The organism is Halomicrococcus pelagicus (genome assembly GCF_051917725.1).
GTDB lineage: Archaea > Halobacteriota > Halobacteria > Halobacteriales > Haladaptataceae > Halomicrococcus.
Genome location: NZ_JBQBLX010000004.1, coordinates 85032 through 103690 on the forward strand (window position 1 = coordinate 85032; position 18659 = coordinate 103690).

Consider the following 18659-nt stretch of genomic DNA (forward strand, 5'->3'; position numbering starts at 1 on the left):
CCCCGCCCGCGGTCAGGCCACGTTGTGCTCCTCGACGGTGCGGTCTTCCTCGAAGCGCGCGCTGTCGAGTCCGGACGCGTCGACGAGCGAGATTTCCCCGTCGCAGACGAGTTCCGCGACGATCTGACCGGTGGCCGGCGCGTGCTGGAAGCCGTGGCCGGAGAAGCCGGCGGCGGTGACGAGTCCCGGCACCGTCTCCTCGACGATGGGATGGTGGTCGGGCGTGACGGCGTACAGCCCCGCCCAGCCCCGTCGGACGCGGGAGTCCGGGCCGAAGTACCCAGCACAGTCCGCCGCTCGCTCGACGGCCGTCGCGGTCCAGTCGAGGTCCGACGAGCGGTCGAACGCGTCCGGGTCGGCGTCGGGGTCGTCGGCCGAGAAGTGACCGCCGACGAGCGCCGCACCCTCCCGCTCCGGCCGGAAGTACGCGCCGGTGTCGAGGTCGACGGTCAGCGGGACCGAGGCCGGGACGGGCGTCTCCGGGTCGACGACCGCTATCTGTCGGCGTTTCGGCGCGATCGGGAGGTCGACGTCGGCCATCGCGGCCACCTCCCGCGCCCAGGGTCCGGCTGCGTTGACCACGAAGTCGGCGTCGACGCGGCCCGACGCCGTCTCGACGCCCGTGACGCCGCCGTCGGCGCGGCGGCCGCCGCGCAGCACGTCGGTCACCGCGACGCCGGTCCGTACGTCCACGCCGGCCTCCCGCGCTCCGCGGGCGAACCCCTGGAGCGCGAGGTGCGGGTCGGCGAACCCGTCCGTCGGACAGTAGGTGGCGGCGACGAACTGCTCGGCGCGCAGTTCGGGGCAGCGCTCGCGGGCCGCCTCGGGGTCGAGCAGTTCGCTCGGGACGCCGAGGTCGTTCTGCACGGCGACGTTCTCGGCGAACCGCTCGGCAGTGGCGTCCTCGCGAGCGAGAAAGAGGTAGCCGGGACGGCGGTAGGCGATGTCCACGCCGAACTCCGCCTCGAAGTCCTCCCAGACGTCGACGCTCGCCCGCGAGAGTTCGACGTTGACGCGCGTGGAGAACTGCTGGCGGATGCCGCCCGCAGAGCGTTCGGTGCTGCCCGCGCCGAGCGAGGACCGCTCGCAGACGACCACGTCGTTGCCCTGCTCGGCGAGGTAGTAGGCGCTGGCGAGTCCGACGATTCCGCCCCCGACGACGACGATGCGCATGGCCCGAGTACGGACCCGGGTGTAATGGTTTCGTCGGTGGGCCCGGCGGAACGCTCGCCGCGCGGGGCCGGTCGGGTTTCCGACCAGCGGACCCTGCTCCGTGCCGTCCGGACGGGCGTCGGTTTGCTGCAGGACGTACACTGATAACCCCCGCGTCCGGACGTCCACCATGGCAGACACGTTCGACCTCGGCGACTTCTACGACCTGACGCTGGTCGAGGACGTCGCACTGTCGCCCTCGGGCGACCGACTCGCGTTCGTCGCCGACGAGTTCGACCGCTCGGAGGACGACCGTCGAAGCTCGCTGTTCGTCGTCCCGACGGACGGCAGCCGGGAGCCGTACCGACTCACGCGCGCCTCCGACGCGGGGTCGCCGAAGTGGTCGCCCGACGGGTCGAAACTCGCGTTCGTCGCGGCCCGCGAGGAGGACGCTGCGCTCGCCGTTCGGGACGACGCCGACGAGGAGAGCACCGAGGAGGACGGCGACGAATCCGGCACGGGTGCGGAAGAACCGCAGTCGCAGGTCTGGCTGTTCGACCTCGAACGCGGCGGCGACGCCCGGCAGGTGACCGCCCGGGAGGAGGGCGTCCGCGAGTTCGACTGGGGACCCGAGGGCGACCGCGTCGTCGTCGCGTCCCGCGACCCGACCGACGAGCAGGCCGAGTACCTCCGCGAACGCCGCGACGGCGGTCCCGTGGAACTCGAACGTCTCCAGCACAAGGCCGACGGACGGGGCTACCTCGACGACGTGGCGACGTATCTCTTCGTCGTGGACGTGGACACCCGCGAGGAACGTCGCCTCGACGACGCCCACGGCGGCGGCGCGTACGAGCCGATGACGGGGATGCAACCCGCGTGGGGCGACGACCGCATCGCGTTCGTCGCGAACCACGGTGAGCGCCCGGACGACGAGAGCGCGATGGACGTGTTCACCGTCGCCCCGGACGGCGGCGACTGCCGACGGCTCACGGACGGCGACGTCGTCGCTCGCGGCCCTCGATGGAGTCCCGACGGCGACCGGCTCGCGTTCGCCGCCGGCACGCCGACGAACTGGCACGTGCCCGACGAGGTGTACGTCGCCGAGCGCGTCGGCGCCGACGACGCCACCTACCGGTCCGTCTCGGCGTCGCTCGACCGTACCGTCGCCCGCGACGGCACCGTTCGCTGGACCGACGAGGAGACGCTGGTCGCGCTCGTCGGTGACGAGGGGAGCACGTGCCTCGTGCGGTGTTTCGCCGACGGGAGCGACCCGGAGCGGACCTTCTCCGCGCAGGGCGAGTACCGAACGGTCCGGGGGTTCGACCTCGCGGGCAACGCGGTGGCCCTGGCGCTCACCGAACCGGACGCGCCGACCGACTGCTACGCGCTCGACGTCGCCGACCTCGACGCCGACGGCGCGGAACCGAGGCGGCTGACCGCGTCGAACGAGACGTTCGTCGAGAGTCACGCGATGCCGGCGTGCGAGCGAGTCACCTACGAGAACGACGACGGCGACGCGGTCGAGGCCATCGCCTACCTCCCGCCCGAGTTCGACCGAGACGACCCCGAGGAGCGTCCGCTCGTCGTCTCCATCCACGGCGGCCCCGTCTCCTACGACGCTCCCGAGTTCCGGTTCGAGTACGCCTACCTCGCCGACCGGGGGTACGTCGTCCTGCGGCCGAACTACCGGGGCAGTAGCTCCTACGGCCGGGCGTTCTCCGAGAGCATCCGCGGCGACTGGGGCCACCGGGAAGTGGACGACGTCTGCTCGGGCGTCGACCACCTCGTCGACCGCGGCTGGGTCGACCCCGAGCGAACCTTCGCTACCGGGTTCTCCTACGGCGGTATCACGACCGGCTACCTCGTGACGAGCACCGACCGGTTCGCGGCGGCCGCCGCCGAACACGGCATCTACGACCTGCGCTCGTCGTACGGCACCGACGACGCCCACAAGTGGTGGGAGAACGACTTCGGACTCCCGTGGGAGCACCCCGAGGCGTACGACGAGTCCTCCAGCATCACCGACGTGGGCGACGTCGACACGCCGCTGCTGGTCACCGCGGGCGGCGAGGACTGGCGGTGTCCGCCGTCCCAGTCGGAACAGCTCTACGTCAGCGTGAAAAAGCAGGGCGTTCCCGCGAAACTGGTCGTCTACCCCGACGAACACCACGCCATCGGCGACCCGGACAGAGCGGTCCACCGACTGGAAGCCATCGCCGACTGGTTCGAGTCACACGACCCCGAGAGGGTGTAACGACGCGTTTCCCCAGTAGCGCCCTCGTCGTCGGCCCCCCGCAGCGGTTGAACAGTTATCGAAGCTCGATTCCGAGTCGTAAACGGTCGTCGCGGTTTATACGTCACGAATCGTACCTCGTTGTATGAGTGAATCAGAAACCGAACGCAGGCGGACGACCGAGCAGACGACCGCGGATTCGAACCTGAAGTGGCTCAGCGGCTTCGTGTCGCTCGTCGGCGCGTGGATATTCGTCTCCGCGTTCGTGTACGACGCGATGTCGACCGTAAGTTACTGGAACAACGTAATCGTCGGCCTCGCTATCTTCCTGATAGCGGGGTACAACTACTACCGGATGACGAACGGCTACGAGGTCAGCGTCGGTAGCGCCGGATTCGTCGCGCTCCTCGGGCTGTGGATGATACTCGTCCCGTTCGTCATCGCGGACATCGGTGCGGCGTTCTGGAGCGACGTCATCTCCGGCATCGTCGTCGCGGGCATCGCGGGGTACAACGCGTACGCCGGACGCGAGACGAGAACGGGCGCGCCGACCCGGGCCTAGAAATTTCGGCTTTCGTTTTCGAGCTGTCGGATACGGAACGTCACGAGGTGGTGGCGCGTGACGAGCACGGCGAACGCGACCATGACGACGCCGAACAGCGCGTGGTAGGTGAGCGTGCTGCCGAAGTAGAATCCGTTGAGTAGTTGCGCGGCCGCGAGCACGACTGGACCGAAACTGAACAGGCTGGTCTGTACGGGCCACTCGCGTAGCATCTTCCGGAAGGTAACGTCTCCATTGTCGGTCATCAATCGTTCCTTGACCGTGGTGACGGTTGGGACCACAATACCGTTTCGGTCTTCCCCAGGCGCTACGAACCGTCGCTTCGATTCGGCGAACCACCGTTCTCGTTCTGCGGTCCGTCGGGGGAATCGCGCGTCGTGCCGGAGTCGTCTTCGGGGTCGTGGTCTTCGGGGGCGTAGATGACCAGCGACCCGTCGCCGTGAACGACTATCTCACACCGCTGTGCGGTGAACACGACTTTCCCGTCCGTTCGCGGCGTTCCGTCGTGCTTGTCGTCGAAGATAGCGTCGAGCGCGTCCGGGTCCACGCTGTCGTACAGCCACGTCCGGTTCGACTCGTCGTCGCCGACTATCTCTTCGACGGCTCGGATAACTCTCGTGCTCACGTCCTCGTCGGTACCGGAGACCTGGTACGCTGCCCTCGCGTCCCGGTCCAGGTCCGTCGCTCGTTCGGTGATTCGTTCGTTCTTCATGGATGGTTTCTGGTCCCAAGAGATTCGATTACCGTGCCAGACTGGTTACAGGAACAAAAGAATCCCGATTGCAGTTGAATGCAGCGAAGGTACGACCAGTCGCAGCGTCGGCAGAACGCATTCGTCGAACCGTTTCTCCTCCCCTGATTCCGTCGTTAGCGACCGTCGCTCCACGACTATCCATCCCCAGACGCGACGGTCGCCGTCTCCGTGACTTCGGACGCCGCGGGTTCGGTCGTCTCCACGGGTTCGACCGCTTCCGTCTCCGCCGCTGCCGTCTCGGTCGGCTCCGGCTCTGGGACGTCGGTCGACTCCGTCGTCGGTGATTCCTCCGTCACCCGCTCCTCCGCCGCGGTGACCGTGGTGGTCGTCTCGGTGGTGGTCTCCGTGGTCGTCGTTTGGGTGGTCGTCTCAGTGGGCGTGGTCGTCTCGGTCGTCGTCGTTTGGGTGGTCGTCTCAGTGGGCGTGGTCGTCTCGGTCGTCGTCGTCGGTGGTCTCTCCTCCGTCGTGGTGGTCTCCCTGGTCGTTGGAGTGGCCGGGGTGGTCGTCGTAGTTGTCGTCGCGGTCGTGGCGGTCGTCTCCGCCGGCGCTTCCAGACACCACGGGCCGGCGTAGGGGTTGAACGGCCGGAACCGGAGGTCGGTTCCGGCGGGGTCAGCGTACAGTTCGACGTAGTCCAGGCCGAACGGCGGGTCCTGGAACTGGGTGGGGTGGACGAGCGTCGTCCCGCTGGCGGGGTCGAGCGAGAAGAGGCTCGTGGCGAACCCGCCGTCGTCGGCGACGAAGCTGACGTGGGCCCGCACCTCCGGGAACTCGCCGTCGACGCGCGCCGCCGAGCAGTTGAGGTAGGTCACCGGCGTTCCAGCGGCCGGACTGTCGCCGAGTTCGGCCGGCTGAACCGCCTCTCCGTTCATGTAGATGGTCGCCTTCTCCAGGGTCGTCGCGGTCAGCTCGATGCGGAACCGCGAGACGTCGCCGGTGAACCGGTAGGCGTCGGCGTCGCCCGCGACCGCGCCCGTGACCCGGGAACCGCCGCCGGAGATCGCCTCGATGCGGTCCTCGTCGCTGACCGTTATCCGCCCGTCCGGCACCGGCGCGTCGCCGCTCTCGGCGGTCTTCTCGGCGTCACCCTCGACCACGAAGTCGTACCGGACCGGCTCGTCGGCGTTCCCGACGACGACGATGTGGTTCTCCGCCGGCGGTTCCTCCTTCGTCGTAGTCGTAGTCGTGGTGGTCGGTGGCCGCTTCTCCGTGGTCGTGGTAGTCGTGGTCGGCGGCTCTTCCTTCGTCGTGGTTGTCGTCGTCGGTGGCCCTTCCTTCGTGGTGGTGGTGGCCGTGGTGGTAGTCGGGGGCTTTTCCTTCGTCGTAGTCGTGGTGGTCGGTGGTTCTTCCTTCGTCGTGGTGGTAGTCGGGGGCTTCTCCGTCGTGGTCGTGGTCGTTTCCCCCGTCGTCCGTTTCGGAACGCATCCGGACACGTCGTTGCGAACCACCTTGAACGAGTTCGGCCCGTCGAACACCCGAATCCGGGTGATGACCTCGTCTGCCGCCGTTCCCGCGAAGACGTTCGTCCCGCTGTAGATGCCAGTGAACGCCTGCCTCGAACCGTCGCGGAACCGGAGCACGACCCGCGTGTACTGGTCCGCGGTGACGGTCGCCTTGGTGCAGTCGAACGCGACCGTCACGTCCAGCGGCTCGGTCTTCGGCCTCGGCTCGGGTTTCGGCGTCGTCTTGGTCGGTTTCGTCTCTCCCGGCTTCGGTTCGGTCGGCTTCTCCTCGCGGGTCGTCGTCTTCGTCACCGTCGTCTCGGGCGTCGCCGTCGCAGTGGTCTCTCCCGGCGGCGCACCGCCGAACACGACGTACGCCGCCCCGACGTTCGTCTCGCGCGAGTCGTCGTACGGCGCGGCGACGAACAGGTCACCAGCGCCGTCGTCGTTGGCGTCGCCAGCGCCCGCCGCGTCGAAGCCCGCGAGGTCGCTCTCGCTCTCGCCGACGAACTTCGCGTGCGCCCCGGCGAGCTCCTGGGTCGACGCCAGCTGGGACCCGTACAGCAGGTAGGCGGCGCCGGCGTCCGTCCCGCCCTCGTCCTCGTACGGCGCGCCGACGAGGAGGTCGTCGAACCCGTCGCCGTTCGCGTCCGCAGGGAGTGCGACCGACCAGCCGGCGAGGTCACCGGCGCGCTCGCCCGGTAGCGTCACGTTCGCTGCCGCGAGGCTGCGGTCGCCGTCCAGGTCACCGCCGTAGACGACGTACGCCGCGCCCGCGTCCCTCGCCTCGTCGTCGACGTACGGCGCTCCGACGACCACGTCGGCGGTACCGTCGCCGTCCAGGTCGCCGCCGGACGCGACCGCGAAGCCGGCTTCGTCGCCCTCGTTCGCCCCCGTCAGCGTCGCGTTCGCGTCGCCGAGGTCGACCGTTCCCGAGCGACGGAGGTTGGTGACGACGTACGCCGCGCCGGCGGCCGGCGCTGTGGTGGAGGCGTTCGGCGCACCGACCACCACGTCCGCCCCGGAATCGCCGTCCACGTCACCTGCGGCGACGGCGAAGCCGGCGTGGTCGCCCTCGCTCTCGCCGACGAACGTGGCGGCCGCCCCGTCGAGGCTCCGAGCGTTGTCCGGCGAGAGCTCGGTGGGCCCGTCCAGCGATTCGCCGGCGACGAGGTAGGCAGCGCCGGCGTCCGCGCCCCCGGCGTCGGCGTACGGCGCGCCGACGAGCACCCCCGGCGTCTCCCCATCGTCACTCCCGGTCGAGGCGTTCGCCATCGTCGCCAGCGACCAGCCCGCGCGGTCGCGGGCCCCCGCTCCGACGAGTTTCGCGTCCGCCTCGGCGAGCGGAACAGTTCCCGACAGCGAATCGCCGCCGTAGACGACGTACGCCGCGCCAGCGTTCTTTCCCCCGTCGTCGTCGAGCGGTGCACCGACCACAACGTCCGAGACGCCGTCGTCGTTCAGGTCGCCCGCAGCGACGGCGAACCCGGCGCGGTCGCCCTCGCTCTCGCCGACGAGTTTCGCGTCGGCGTCGGCGAGCGACACCGACCCTCGCTCGGCCGGCCCGAAGACGACGTACACCGCGCCCGCGTTGTCGCCCCCCTCGTCGTCGGTCTGCGCCCCGACGAGCAAGTCGTCGACGCCGTCGTCGTTCAGGTCGCCCGCCGACGCGACGCTCCAGCCCGCGCGCTCCTCGGCAGCCGTCCCCGAGAGTTTCACGTCCGCGTACCCGAGCGGGACGGTGCCCGCCGGTCCGCGCGGCACCGCTCCCCGTCGGTCGGTCGTCCGCTGGTCAGTCGCGTCGCCCGGGGTGGAGCCGACGAGCAGTCCCCCGCCGCCGACCAGCAGGCTCGTCGCCACCAACCACGCGACGACCACCACCGCGGCGCTCCGGTAACGCGGGCCACTCGACGCGTTCTCGCGCCCACCGTCATCGCTGCGTCCTGTTCTCCGCCCGCGTTCGCCGCCGTTCGCGTCGTCGCTTCGCGGCTGGTCGCCCCCGGACATCTCTACTCTCGTCCGATACTACCGTCGCCGTCTTTGTTATTCAGACGTGGCCGTTCGACAACGCCGGATTTCCGCCGACGGCGAGGCGGTAATCGCGATTACTTCCGGTAGCGTCTCCGCCAGAGGAGGACGGCGACGACGCCGGCGGCGGCCACGCCGAGCACCCCGGTGTAGTCGGTTATTCCGCCTGCCGCGGAGGGTGTCGCCGTCGACGTGCTCTCGCCCCCGTCTCCGTCCCCTGCATCGTTTCCGCCCGCCTCGGTCGTCGACTGCCCGTCCGTCTCGTCACTCGCGGTGTCCGTTCCAGCGGACTGACCGTCGCTCTCGAGTCGGAGCAACCACCCGTCCTTCCCCGACGCGCCGAACCCTTCGGTCCGGCCGGCCAGCAGGTATCCGCCGTCGCGGGTCTCCACCGCCGGCCACGGCTTGTCCCAGGCGGAACTGCCGTACGACTGATTCCACCGGACCGAGCCGTCGCCGGCCGTCTTCACGACGAACCCGTCCGCGCTACCGACGCGGCCGGTCAGCGTCCCGCCCGTGAACAGGTAGCCGCCGTCGACCGCCATCGCGGAGTCGAGCCAGTCGCGCTCGGGGCCGCCGTAGCGCTGACTCCAGGCGAGGCTCCCGTCGGCGGCGTACGCCAGCACCCAGCCGTCGAGCGCGCCGCCGCGTTCGGTCTCGCCCGCGAGGACTACTCCCGAGTTCTGACTTTGCGTCGCGGCCCAGATGGCCTCCTGGCCCGGACCGCCCCGCGTCCGGTTCCACGCCGGTTCGCCGTCGGGGCCGACGCGGAGCGCCCACGCGTCGCTGTCGTCCCGGCTGGCGTCGCCGCCGAGGAAGTAGCCGCCGTCTGGGGCGGGTGCGACCGCCTTCAGCCGCGCCGACGAGTAGCCGTCCGGCGCCGGGTACGCCCGTTCCCACTCCTCGTTCCCCCGGGCGTCGACCGCGACCAGCCAGCCGCCGACGCCGGCGTCGGTCCGGGTCCATCCGGCGAGGGCGTACCGTTCCCCGTCGCTTCCGCCGGACGCTATCGCCGTGAACGCGCCGGTGCCGAGCGTCCGGTCGGCGCGCGTCGACCCGTCGGGGGCGAGCGAGAGCATCCAGCCTCGCGCCCCGCCGTCGCGGTCCGAGCGGCCGGCCAGCAGGAAGCCAGAGTCGGTGCGCACGACGCCGTACAGTCGGTCGGTTCCGCTCTCACCTATCGTTCGCGTCCACTGCCGGTCGCCGCTCGCGTCGACCTTCACCACCCATCCGTCGCGGTCTCCGCCGCGCTCGGTCCAGCCTGCGAGGACGAACCCGCCGTCTTCCGTCCGGACCACGTCGGCGAACGTGTCCTCGCCGTCGCCACCGTACGTCCGGTTCCACCGCTCCGGCGGGGCCGCGTCGTCGGTCGGTGCACCGCTCGCGACGCCCGCTCCCGCGCCGCGGTCGGGGACGCTCTCGCGGTCGTGGACGTGTGCGTGGCCGCCGGCGGCCGCGACGGCACCTGCGGCCGCGACCGCCAGCGCGAGGGCGAAGAGTGTTGCGCGTCGCATGGCCGTCCGGTCGCCCGCCCGGCAGTTTGTTATGCTCGTCCTGAGCCAGCGAAAAGCGACGGCTCACGACCGGTAGAGTCCTCCTTCTGACGGCTTCGGGGGCCGGCGAGCGTTCGCGTCTCGCCGATACCGGAATCCATTCCTCGTCGGCGCGTGACCGTCGACGCATGCGAACGGCAGTGTTGTTCGCGGTCGTCGGGATGGTCGCCTGGGGGTTCTGGGCGCTGTTCGCCGACCTGGCGACGGAGACGCTGTCGCCCGAGGCGGCGATGGTGATCTCCTACGCCGGCGGCGTCGCGGTCGCGCTCGGATACATCGCCGCCGGTCCCGGTTCGGTGTCGCTGTCGGGGCCGGGCGTCACGTACGCGCTGGCCGGGGGTCTCTTCTCCGGCGTCGGTGCGATAAGCTACTACGCCGCCCTGAAGAGCGGGAGTGCGGCGGTCGCGACGACCGTCACCGGACTCTACTTCGTCGTCGCGGCCGTTCTCGCAGTCCTCGTCCTCGGCGAGTCACTGTCGGCGAAAGACGTGGCAGGCGTCGCGCTGGCCGTCTGCGCCGTGGCGCTGCTCGCCTCCTAAACCGCATGGCGCTATACCATTGTCACCGTCGCCGGAAGGTGAGATCGTGGCTCTCGATGCAGGGGCTCTCGTCGAGAGTTCGGGCTAGACCAGGTGTGCTCGAAGCACGGATTTATCGAGCGCCTGATGCAGATTCTATTCGAGAGCGACTGGATGCGATGAGACCACTATCGTACTCGGACCGATAGCTGATACGCACATCCAGTACTCGGGAGAAGAATCTTAAGATAACCTGAACGAAATAGCTCTTGTCTAACCAAGATGGCTCCTGAACGTCGCTCTCGGCGCGAATTACTGGCGTCAGTAGCGGCCATCGGCACGGTCGCTACCGCCGGATGTCTCACTGGTTCACTCTTCGGCGGGAATAGGGGGTCTATCCAGGCTCCGGCCCAGACCACGGTCGGCGACCCGCTTCGCGTTCGCCTGTCCGATTTCGAGCCAGAGACCTCGGCTACGCTCGATTTCGTCGCCAACGATGCGCGAGGCCGCACGTTCGAGGGTTCGTGGTCACTCCGGACTGATAGCCACGGGGAAGCCACGCTCTCGACTACCCACCTAACGACTAATGCGCCGAAGTCGGAGTGGTACGGGTCGGAGAGGGGTCTCCAGGTGGCAGATCGATCGGAGATCGATATGATTCTTCACCGACTGTCCTCAGCGGGCCTCTTCTCGTCGCCGTCTAATTTCGTCATGGGCGACCAGACCAGGGCGGAGATTGCGTTTCGGGCCCGCTCCGGCCCTCTCGAACGCTCTGAAGCTCGTGACTCACAGCGTCGAGTCCTCGTCGATCCAGGAATCTCACGACAGCCAGTCGAAACGAACGGACTGGTTGGATGGCTCTACGAGCCATCGACGTCAGGGCCGCATCCGCCCGTACTCGCACTTCACGGTTCGCACGCCGCTGTCCCGCATCGACTGAGTAAGATGCTGGCAACGCAGGGATACGCGACTCTCGCGTTGCAGTACTTCGACGCGCCCGGGTTGCCCGAATCGCTGAAAGAGATTCCGCTCGAATACTTCGATAACGCGATTCGGTGGCTAACGAATCGGCCGGCGGTTCGTGACGGGGGAATCGGAGTCCTCGGGATTTCACGTGGGGTCGAAGCCGCCTTACTGACCGCAGCCAACTACGACGGGCCGGCGACGGTGATCGGCTACTCCGGTGGGGGCGTCGTCGGCCACGGGGTTGCCGGGGTCCCTCCGAGGGCGTTCATCGGTCGCCCCGCGTGGACTCGAAACGGGAAGCCGGTGGCAGGGTCGGACCCGGTTGGAACCGTTTTCGACGCGGTCGAGGCCATCCATCAGCACCGCTGTGAGCTCGAATCTCTCCCGGACTCGATTCGTTCCCGCGTCCCGGACGAGACCCTCCAACGGGTCCTCGTTCCGGTCGAGGATATCGACGGACCCGTACTGTTGCTCGCTGGAGTGGACGATCGAGAGTGGCCATCGGCTCCCGTATCAGCACTGACTATCAGTCGATTACGACGACGCGACTATTCACATCCGTACGGCCTTCGGGCGTACTGTAATGCCGGCCACGTGTTCGGCATGCCGTATGCCGACTACACGGGCAGCCCCTCGAACGACGAGAGAGGTGGCACCTCGAGAGCGAATGCACGGGCCGCAGCGAACTCCTGGCCGCTCGTTCTCGATTATCTAGACCGTGGCCTCAAACAAGAAGCGTAGCACGTGAGCCTGCAGCCGATACAGGAGACGCGGGTCCTCTCTCCTCGACGGTCGGGGTCTCCCCGTTCGCTCTCTCGGCTCGCCCCGATTCTGGCCTAATCCGACGTTTCAGGCCATTAATCCGGCGTTTCTACCTCGTGGCTTTTTGTCCGGTGAACGCGTAACGTGGTCGGGGGAACGGGAATGGCAGCATCGAGGAACGACAACGTGCGAAGAGTAACACAGACGGACCGGAGGTTCTCAACCGACGGTGGGCTATCAGACCGGAGGTTCTCAACCGACGGTGGGCTATCAGACCGGAGGTTCTCAACCGACGGTGACGAGGGGACCCCGCCGGCCGCACCGTCGAATCGAGCGGGGCGAGACGGCCGGGGATGAACGCACTCGAGAGCCTGCGCATCAGCCTGCGCAACATCCGGGAGCACAAGCTACGCTCCGCGCTGACGACGCTCGGCGTCATCATCGGCGTCGCCGCCGTCATCACGTTCGTAACGCTGGGAGCGAGCCTGCAGGCCGACATCGTCCAGACCGTGGCGGGAGGCAACGCCGCGACGTTGTACGTCTCTGCACAGTCGGAGGGCAACACCGGCCTTCCGGACCTCGGCGGCGGCGGAGAGACCGTGTTCACCGAACACGACGTGAACGGCATCCGGTCGCTTCGCGGCGTCGAAGCGGCGGTCCCGCAGAGCGGCATCGCCGCCTCGACCGTCGAGTACGACAACTCGACGGTGAGCCGTCAGTGGGTGACGGTGACGTCGCCGTCGTACTTCGACGTCAGGAACCAGGAGTTCGTCGCCGGCGGTGCGTTCCAGAGCGGCCAGCGCGAGGTCGTACTGAACCGGCCTGCGGCGCAGATGTTCGCCGCTGGCAACGTCTCGGTCGGCGATACGATAACCATCACGCGAGCGGCCAACGGCGAGCCGCTGAACGCCACCGTGGTGGGCATCGTCGAACCGACCGAGCAGTCCGCGCTCGGAATCCAGGAAGGGCCCCAGCCGGAGATATACGCGCCGACGGACCCGTTCTACCAGCGGACCGTCTTCAGTCCGTCGGCGAACGAGAACCAGCGCGTCTACGGGCGGATACTCGTACTCGCCAAGAGTACGCAGCAGGTCGACGCCGTTCAGGGCCGCGTGTACACCTACCTCGGCGAACAGTCCGACGCCCGCCAGCTGAAGCGACGTGGGTACACGTTCAAGGTCACTACCCAGGACGAACTCGTCGCGCAGGTCCGGCAGGTGAGCAACACGTTCACCGCCTACATCACTGGCATCGCTCTCATCTCGCTCGTCGTCGGCTCCATCGGCATCGCGAACATCATGCTTGTGTCGGTGACGGAGCGGACGCGGGAGATCGGCATCATGAAAGCGGTGGGCGCGCAGAACAGCGACGTGCTCCAGCTGTTCCTGCTGGAGGCGGTGCTGCTCGGCGTCTTCGGCTCGACGGTAGGCGCGCTCGTCGGGCTCGGCGGTGGGTACGTCGCCGCGCAGCTCATCGGACTACCGCTCGCGGTCCGCTTCGAGTGGCTGGGCATCGCCGTCGTGGTGGGGCTGGTCGTGGGAGCGCTGGCGGGGCTGTACCCCGCCTGGGACGCCTCGCGAACCGACCCCATCGACGCGCTGCGGTACGAGTAGCAGTCCCGCCGCGTTCGACGCGTGGACGGACGGTAGGCCGCCCGAACCGGGTGGCGCTGCGTTCGTCCTCTTTTACCACCGTGAACTGTGGCCAATCCGTCGTTACCGTCGATTGACAGCGGTGAAACCGACGGAACTCCACGGATAGGTTGGGCCTACGCGACGATAGCCACTGGATAACAAAGAACGTGTCCGGTGACAGGGTTTCCGGAGACTGCGGTCGTCGACGGGACGACCTCGTTTCGAATCATGGCTCGGGAGCAGACGCACACGACCCAAGAGACGGACTCCACGGAGAGTCGTATAATGGACGACGGTCGGGGAAAGGTGGTCGGTGAACTCCTCTGGATGACCCCCGCCCTCGTCGCCGGCGTCTGCATCTTCCTCTTCTACCTCGAATCCCACCAGTACCCCGCGTTCGGTGCGGGACTGTACTTCCGCATCGCGGAGGAGATAGTCGCCAACGGGTACGCCCTTCCGGAGCGTATCCCGGGTTACACTGCCGACGGCGTTCCCTTCGCCTATCCGCCGTTGATGTTCTACGTCCTCGCGGTGCTCCAGGACCTGACGGGCCTGCGAGCGGTCACCATCGCGCGCTTTCTCCCGGGTGTAGTCAGCGTGGCCTACCTCGTCCCGCTGTACTTTGTCGCCCGGGACCTGCTCGATTCACGCACCCAGGCGGCGCTAGCGGCGTTCGTCGTCGCCGTCAGCCCGCCGGTGCTCCAGTGGCACATCTCCGCCGGCGGCATCGTCCGTGCGCCCGCCACCCTGTTCGCGCTGACGGGCATCTACGCCGGTCTGCGACTGTTCCGGTACGCCGAACGCCGCTGGCTCGTACCGGCGATGGCCGCGTTCGCGCTGACGATACTCACGCATCCGGTGTACACCGTCTTCTTGGCCGTGAGCGTTCTCCTGCTGTACGTCAGCTTCGACCGCTCGGTCCAGGGGTTCGCCTACGGAGCAGCAGTCGCAGTCGGCGGCGTCGTCCTCACCGCGCCGTGGTGGGCGCAAGTACTCGCGACCCACGGCCCCGCGGTGTTCGCCGCCGCAGCGGGCACCCACGGCGGCATCGGCAGTAGCATCCCGACGGTCGAGGAGTTCATCCAGCGCTTCCTCGGCGAGACGCTGTTCCTGTCGATATGGAAGGTGGTTCCAATCGTCGGCTGTCTCTACCTCCTCGCGCGGCGGCGCTACTTCCTGCCGGCGTGGCTGGCCACCGTCATCCTCACCGTCGAGAAGCCGCGATTCGTCTTCCTCGTCGGCGCGCTCGTCAGCGCGGCGTTCCTCCTCGACGGACTCCTGCCGCGTCTGCGACGCGAGGCCGCTGCGCTCGACAGGGAGGAGACGGTCGCTTTCTCCGTCGTCGTGTTCGTCGTGCTCGGCGTGAGCACCGGCGCGCTGTACGCCGCCGGCGGCGTCGACGCCCACGCCGGCAGCCCCTCCCTCCCCCAGTTCGTCGACGACGGCGAGGTGGCGGCCATGGACTGGGCCGAACGGAGCACGTCTCCGGACGCCCGGTTCGTCGTCCTCGGCGACGCCGCCGAATGGTTCCCACAGCAGACCGGCAGGACCATCCTCGTCGGACCGTGGGGCGTGGAGTGGGAGGGACAGGACGCCTACCGCGAGCAGCTACATCAGTTCCGACGGACGTCGCGCTGCGAGAACGCCCTCTGTCTCTCCGGGGAACTGCAGCAGGCGGGCGTCCATCCGGACTACGTCTTCGTCCCGAAGGGCAAGTACACCATCCGAGGGATGAAGAAGACCCGGGGCGAGGCGATGGTGACGACGATGCTCTTCTCGCCCCAGTACCACCTCGCGTTCGAGAACGACGACGTCGCCGTCTTCCGGGTCGCCGACGGATGGCCGCCCCTCGATCCGCCCGCGAGCGCTCCCGAGCCGAGGTGATGGACGATATCGTGCTACAACGGACAGGAGAGCGCAAAACTTTCCAGAGTCGTACTTCACATACGCACCCGCGGCTTCCCTGGGAAGGATGGGAGAAAACGAGAAAGACGAGAGCGTTTCACCGACGACGATATTCGACGTGTTGGGGCACGCTCACAGGCGAGTCGTCCTCGCGCGACTTCGGGCGGACGGTCCCTGTGAGTTCGCGGCCCTGACCGACGCCGTCGCTCGTCACGAAGACGAGACGCCGGTCGAGCGCCTCCGCGTTTCGCTTCGACACCATCACTTGCCGAAACTGAAAGATTCGGAGTTCGTCCGCTGCGACGCGGGCCGGGTCGTCCCCACCGACCGATGCGCCGCCGTCGACCCGTACCTCGCGCTCGTGGAGGACGAGTGAGAATCGAGGCGGTCGTCGGCACGCTCGTCGACGTCCGCCCGTCGTCCGTCCGAACCGACGCGTCCGTCGGCTACCCTCCGTTCGATTCCGTCGAGGCCCTCGGCCGCTCCGTCTCGTCGTCGCGTCGGAACTCGATGCGTCCCCGCTCGAACACGGTCACCTCGTAGCCGTGGTAGGTGAACGCCACCTTCCCGTTCGCTCGGACGTCTCCCTCGACGGCCGGCTGGAACAGTTCGTCGAGCGCGTCCCCGTCGACGGTCCAGTACAGCGGGTCGAGTTCCGTCCTCTCCGTCCCCGTTATGTCTCGTATCGCGGCGGGGATGACAACGCTCGGCGGAACGCTCTCGTGGTCGTAATCGACGCGGTACGTCTTCGTGTCGGGGTCGTACTCGGGCGAGGCCACTTCGGTCGTCGGTCGATTACTCATGATTCTCCTCGTCGACGATGTGCTCGCCGAAGTGGTCGAACGGCTGGATGTGCGTGCTCTTGAGCACCTTGGAGTTGACGACGTCGAGGCCCCGCTCGCTGAGTTCGTCGGTGATACGGGCCATGTCGTCGGTGTCCGTGCTGACAGCCTCTATCTGGACGTTTTCCTCCCCGTTCAGCACCTCGTGGATGGTGACGACGCCGTTCACGTCACGGGCTTTCTTCGCCAGCTGCTCTCGTCGCGGATTCGGCGCTCTGCAGATGAAGAAGACGTGGAGTTGCAGGCCCGCCCTGTCGTAATCGACGTCCGGGTGATAGCCGCGGATGACGCCTCTCTCCTCCATCTTCTCGATGCGGTTGCGTACCGTACTGGCCGACACGCCGACCTCCTCCGCCATCGCTTCTGTCGTTACGTCACGGGCATCGTTCTGGAGCATGTAGAGAATACCCTTGTCCGTGTCGTCGGGGTTCATCGACTCTTCACGGAATCCCAAGGACCTCTTCTCTAATGGCCTTTTCGCAACAATTGAAAAATATAGTTTAGTATGTGAATATATTCTGGAGAAATATGCGAAATTGGCAGTATGGGGGGTCCCCGGTTCGAATTTACGAACTGACATTTGCGAAATTCATAAATAGGTAAACGTCGTGAACATTACGGGAAGGGACTGTACGATGACGGATACAGGCTCCGGTCGTGACGAGGGTGAGGGAAGCAGTGGGGGGACGTCGTTCGACGAACTTCTCGAGGTAGTCGCCGACCAGCACCGCCGATTCGTCCTCTACTACCTCCAGGATACCGACGGAGACGTCGCCTCCTTCGAGGAGTTACGGGAGCATCTTCTCGCTCACGACCTCGACGACTCGGAACGGGCGACCATCGCGCTCCATCACAGGATACTCCCGAGGCTGGAAGACGCCGGCCTCGTCGAGTACGACGCCCGGAGCGACACCGTGCGGTATCGGGAAGACGACCTGGCGGAACGCCTGCTGGACCGTCTGGCCGACGTGGAGAAGCGATAACCCCGGCGAACGCAAAGCCCGTAGTCGCGTGCCGCCTCGCGACCGTCGCGATTCTCGCCGGGAAGCGACGCGTCGGGTCTCCTGGGCGCGGTCGGTGCCGTCAGCCGTGGGGTTCGAGTCCGCGTTCGCCGCGGTCAGACGTCGAGGTCGACCGAGACGCGCTCGCCGCTCCGGGCTGATTCGTAGGCCGCTTCGGTGAGCGCGGTGACGGCGAATGCGTCGCGGGCGGTGGCGGGCGGCGTCTTCCCCTGGCGCACGCAGTCGACGAACGTCTCGGCCTTGGTATCCTCGTGGTCCCGCCGGATGTACGGGACGACGTCCGTGCTGTCCTCCTCGATCTTCGTCAACTGGCGGGGTTCCCACTGGCGACCCTCGAGATATATCGCGCCCTCGTCGTCCCACGTGTGGATGTGTTCGCGAACGCACGGAGCGTCGCTGAACACGGAGACGCTCGCTCTCGCGCCCTCCGCGAACTCGACGTTCAGCAGCGCCTCGACGTCGACCCGTCGCTCCTCGTCCGCGAACTCCATGTCCGCGCGGACCGCAGTGGGGGTCAGGCCCGTCGTCCAGAGAACGGCGTCTAAGAGGTGGCTCCCGGTGTCGTAGAGGTTGCCGCCGCCGGAGAGGTCGGGATTCGCGCGCCACGTGTCCTCGAAGCGGTCGATCCAGTTCTGGGTTATCTCGGCGGTGACGAACGTCGGCGTTCGGTCGCCGTTGGCCCAGCGCTCGCGTGCCTGGACGAACGCCGGGTTGAGGTGGCGCTGGTAGCCGACCATCAACACCTCGTCGGCGGACTCGCTGCGCTCGACGAGTTCGCGGGCCTGCTCGCGGTCGGTCGTCAGCGGCTTGTCACAGAGGACGTGCAGGTCCCGGTCCAGCGCCGCGGTCACCTGCTCGTAGTGGAACGCGTGCGGCGTCCCGACGAGCACGGCGTCGAGGTCCTCCTCGTCCAGCATCGTCTCGTAGTCCTCGTACTGGGACCCGTGGCCGACGTACAGTTCCTCTCCTGCCTCCCGGAGCGCCGCCTCGCTCACGTCGGCGATGGCGACGACCGTGGAGCGACGGTCCTGCATGAACCCCGCGCCGACGGTTTTGCCGATGAACCCGCCGCCAACGACGCCGACGCGCAGTTTTTCCGGCTCCGGACTACTCTTCGCCATACGTCACCTCCGAGTGACACTCCATGGGTGTCGTTTCAGCCACCGTCCCCTTAATTCGTGTCGCCGAGGCTGCGTCGAAACGCCCACTGCACTGGTATTTCGTGCCTGCGAGAACGTCGTCGATTTCGCGTCACCGCCGCTTCGCCGTCTCTCGCACACCCCCGT

16 protein-coding genes are annotated in these 18659 nt (G+C 67.7%); 8 read left to right on the forward strand and 8 right to left on the reverse strand.

The window, feature by feature from the left end:
- Nucleotides 1–12 precede the first annotated feature (12 nt).
- Nucleotides 13–1173: an NAD(P)/FAD-dependent oxidoreductase gene (locus tag ACTF4R_RS12105; RefSeq protein ID WP_440008492.1), complete on the reverse strand. Its 1161-nt coding sequence runs from the start codon at nt 1171–1173 to the stop codon at nt 13–15.
- A 169-nt stretch (nt 1174–1342) separates the two neighbouring features.
- Between ACTF4R_RS12105 and ACTF4R_RS12110 the strand changes: the two genes are divergently transcribed.
- Both ACTF4R_RS12110 and ACTF4R_RS12115 read left to right on the forward strand, forming a co-directional pair.
- Complete coding sequence (locus ACTF4R_RS12110) at nt 1343–3406, forward strand: prolyl oligopeptidase family serine peptidase (RefSeq protein ID WP_440008118.1); 2064 nt, start codon at nt 1343–1345, stop codon at nt 3404–3406.
- A 124-nt stretch (nt 3407–3530) separates the two neighbouring features.
- Nucleotides 3531–3947, forward strand: coding sequence for an SPW repeat protein (locus ACTF4R_RS12115; RefSeq protein WP_440008119.1), 417 nt, complete (start codon nt 3531–3533; stop codon nt 3945–3947).
- Here the strand turns inward: ACTF4R_RS12115 and ACTF4R_RS12120 are convergent.
- The 4 genes from ACTF4R_RS12120 to ACTF4R_RS12135 form a co-directional block, all read right to left on the reverse strand.
- Nucleotides 3944–4192 carry a hypothetical protein gene (locus ACTF4R_RS12120; RefSeq protein WP_440008120.1) on the reverse strand — a complete coding sequence of 83 codons (249 nt, stop codon included), beginning with the start codon at nt 4190–4192 and terminating at the stop codon, nt 3944–3946. The two genes, ACTF4R_RS12115 and ACTF4R_RS12120, sit on opposite strands and share 4 nt — an antisense overlap.
- Nucleotides 4193–4254: 62 nt before the next feature.
- Nucleotides 4255–4659, reverse strand: coding sequence for a HalOD1 output domain-containing protein (locus ACTF4R_RS12125; protein WP_440008122.1), 405 nt, complete (start codon nt 4657–4659; stop codon nt 4255–4257).
- A gap of 176 nt (nt 4660–4835) precedes the next feature.
- Complete coding sequence (locus ACTF4R_RS12130) at nt 4836–8150, reverse strand: integrin alpha (protein WP_440008123.1); 3315 nt, start codon at nt 8148–8150, stop codon at nt 4836–4838.
- 98 nt (nt 8151–8248) lie between these two features.
- A complete protein-coding gene (locus tag ACTF4R_RS12135) occupies nt 8249–9685 on the reverse strand; it encodes a hypothetical protein (RefSeq protein ID WP_440008124.1) in 1437 nt (478 codons plus the stop codon).
- A 167-nt stretch (nt 9686–9852) separates the two neighbouring features.
- Between ACTF4R_RS12135 and ACTF4R_RS12140 the strand changes: the two genes are divergently transcribed.
- The 5 genes from ACTF4R_RS12140 to ACTF4R_RS12160 all read left to right on the forward strand — a co-directional run bounded on the left by ACTF4R_RS12140 (nt 9853) and on the right by ACTF4R_RS12160 (nt 15885).
- Nucleotides 9853–10263: an EamA family transporter gene (locus tag ACTF4R_RS12140; RefSeq protein WP_440008125.1), complete on the forward strand. Its 411-nt coding sequence runs from the start codon at nt 9853–9855 to the stop codon at nt 10261–10263.
- A 924-nt stretch (nt 10264–11187) separates the two neighbouring features.
- Complete coding sequence (locus ACTF4R_RS12145) at nt 11188–11949, forward strand: acyl-CoA thioester hydrolase/BAAT C-terminal domain-containing protein (RefSeq protein WP_440008126.1); 762 nt, start codon at nt 11188–11190, stop codon at nt 11947–11949.
- Nucleotides 11950–12323: 374 nt separating this feature from the next.
- Nucleotides 12324–13583 carry an ABC transporter permease gene (locus ACTF4R_RS12150; protein ID WP_440008127.1) on the forward strand — a complete coding sequence of 420 codons (1260 nt, stop codon included), beginning with the start codon at nt 12324–12326 and terminating at the stop codon, nt 13581–13583.
- 306 nt (nt 13584–13889) lie between these two features.
- Nucleotides 13890–15488 carry an ArnT family glycosyltransferase gene (locus tag ACTF4R_RS12155; RefSeq protein WP_440008128.1) on the forward strand — a complete coding sequence of 533 codons (1599 nt, stop codon included), beginning with the start codon at nt 13890–13892 and terminating at the stop codon, nt 15486–15488.
- A gap of 88 nt (nt 15489–15576) precedes the next feature.
- Entirely contained in the window at nt 15577–15885 is a 309-nt protein-coding gene (locus ACTF4R_RS12160) for a DUF7344 domain-containing protein (protein WP_440008129.1), read from the forward strand.
- A gap of 70 nt (nt 15886–15955) precedes the next feature.
- Here the strand turns inward: ACTF4R_RS12160 and ACTF4R_RS12165 are convergent, their stop codons facing one another.
- Both ACTF4R_RS12165 and ACTF4R_RS12170 read right to left on the reverse strand, forming a co-directional pair.
- On the reverse strand, nt 15956–16312 hold the full coding sequence (locus ACTF4R_RS12165; RefSeq protein ID WP_440008130.1) for a HalOD1 output domain-containing protein: 357 nt from the start codon (nt 16310–16312) through the stop codon (nt 15956–15958).
- A complete protein-coding gene (locus ACTF4R_RS12170; protein ID WP_440008131.1) occupies nt 16305–16784 on the reverse strand; it encodes an Lrp/AsnC family transcriptional regulator in 480 nt (159 codons plus the stop codon). Before ACTF4R_RS12170 ends, ACTF4R_RS12165 begins: the two co-directional genes overlap by 8 nt.
- A 202-nt stretch (nt 16785–16986) precedes the next feature.
- On the opposite strand from ACTF4R_RS12170, the gene ACTF4R_RS12175 reads away from it, so the two are divergent.
- Entirely contained in the window at nt 16987–17334 is a 348-nt protein-coding gene (locus tag ACTF4R_RS12175) for a DUF7344 domain-containing protein (protein ID WP_440008132.1), read from the forward strand.
- Between the two features lie 134 nt (nt 17335–17468).
- Here ACTF4R_RS12175 and ACTF4R_RS12180 read toward each other — a convergent pair whose 3' ends face one another.
- Complete coding sequence (locus ACTF4R_RS12180; protein ID WP_440008133.1) at nt 17469–18494, reverse strand: Gfo/Idh/MocA family protein; 1026 nt, start codon at nt 18492–18494, stop codon at nt 17469–17471.
- Nucleotides 18495–18659 lie beyond the last annotated feature (165 nt).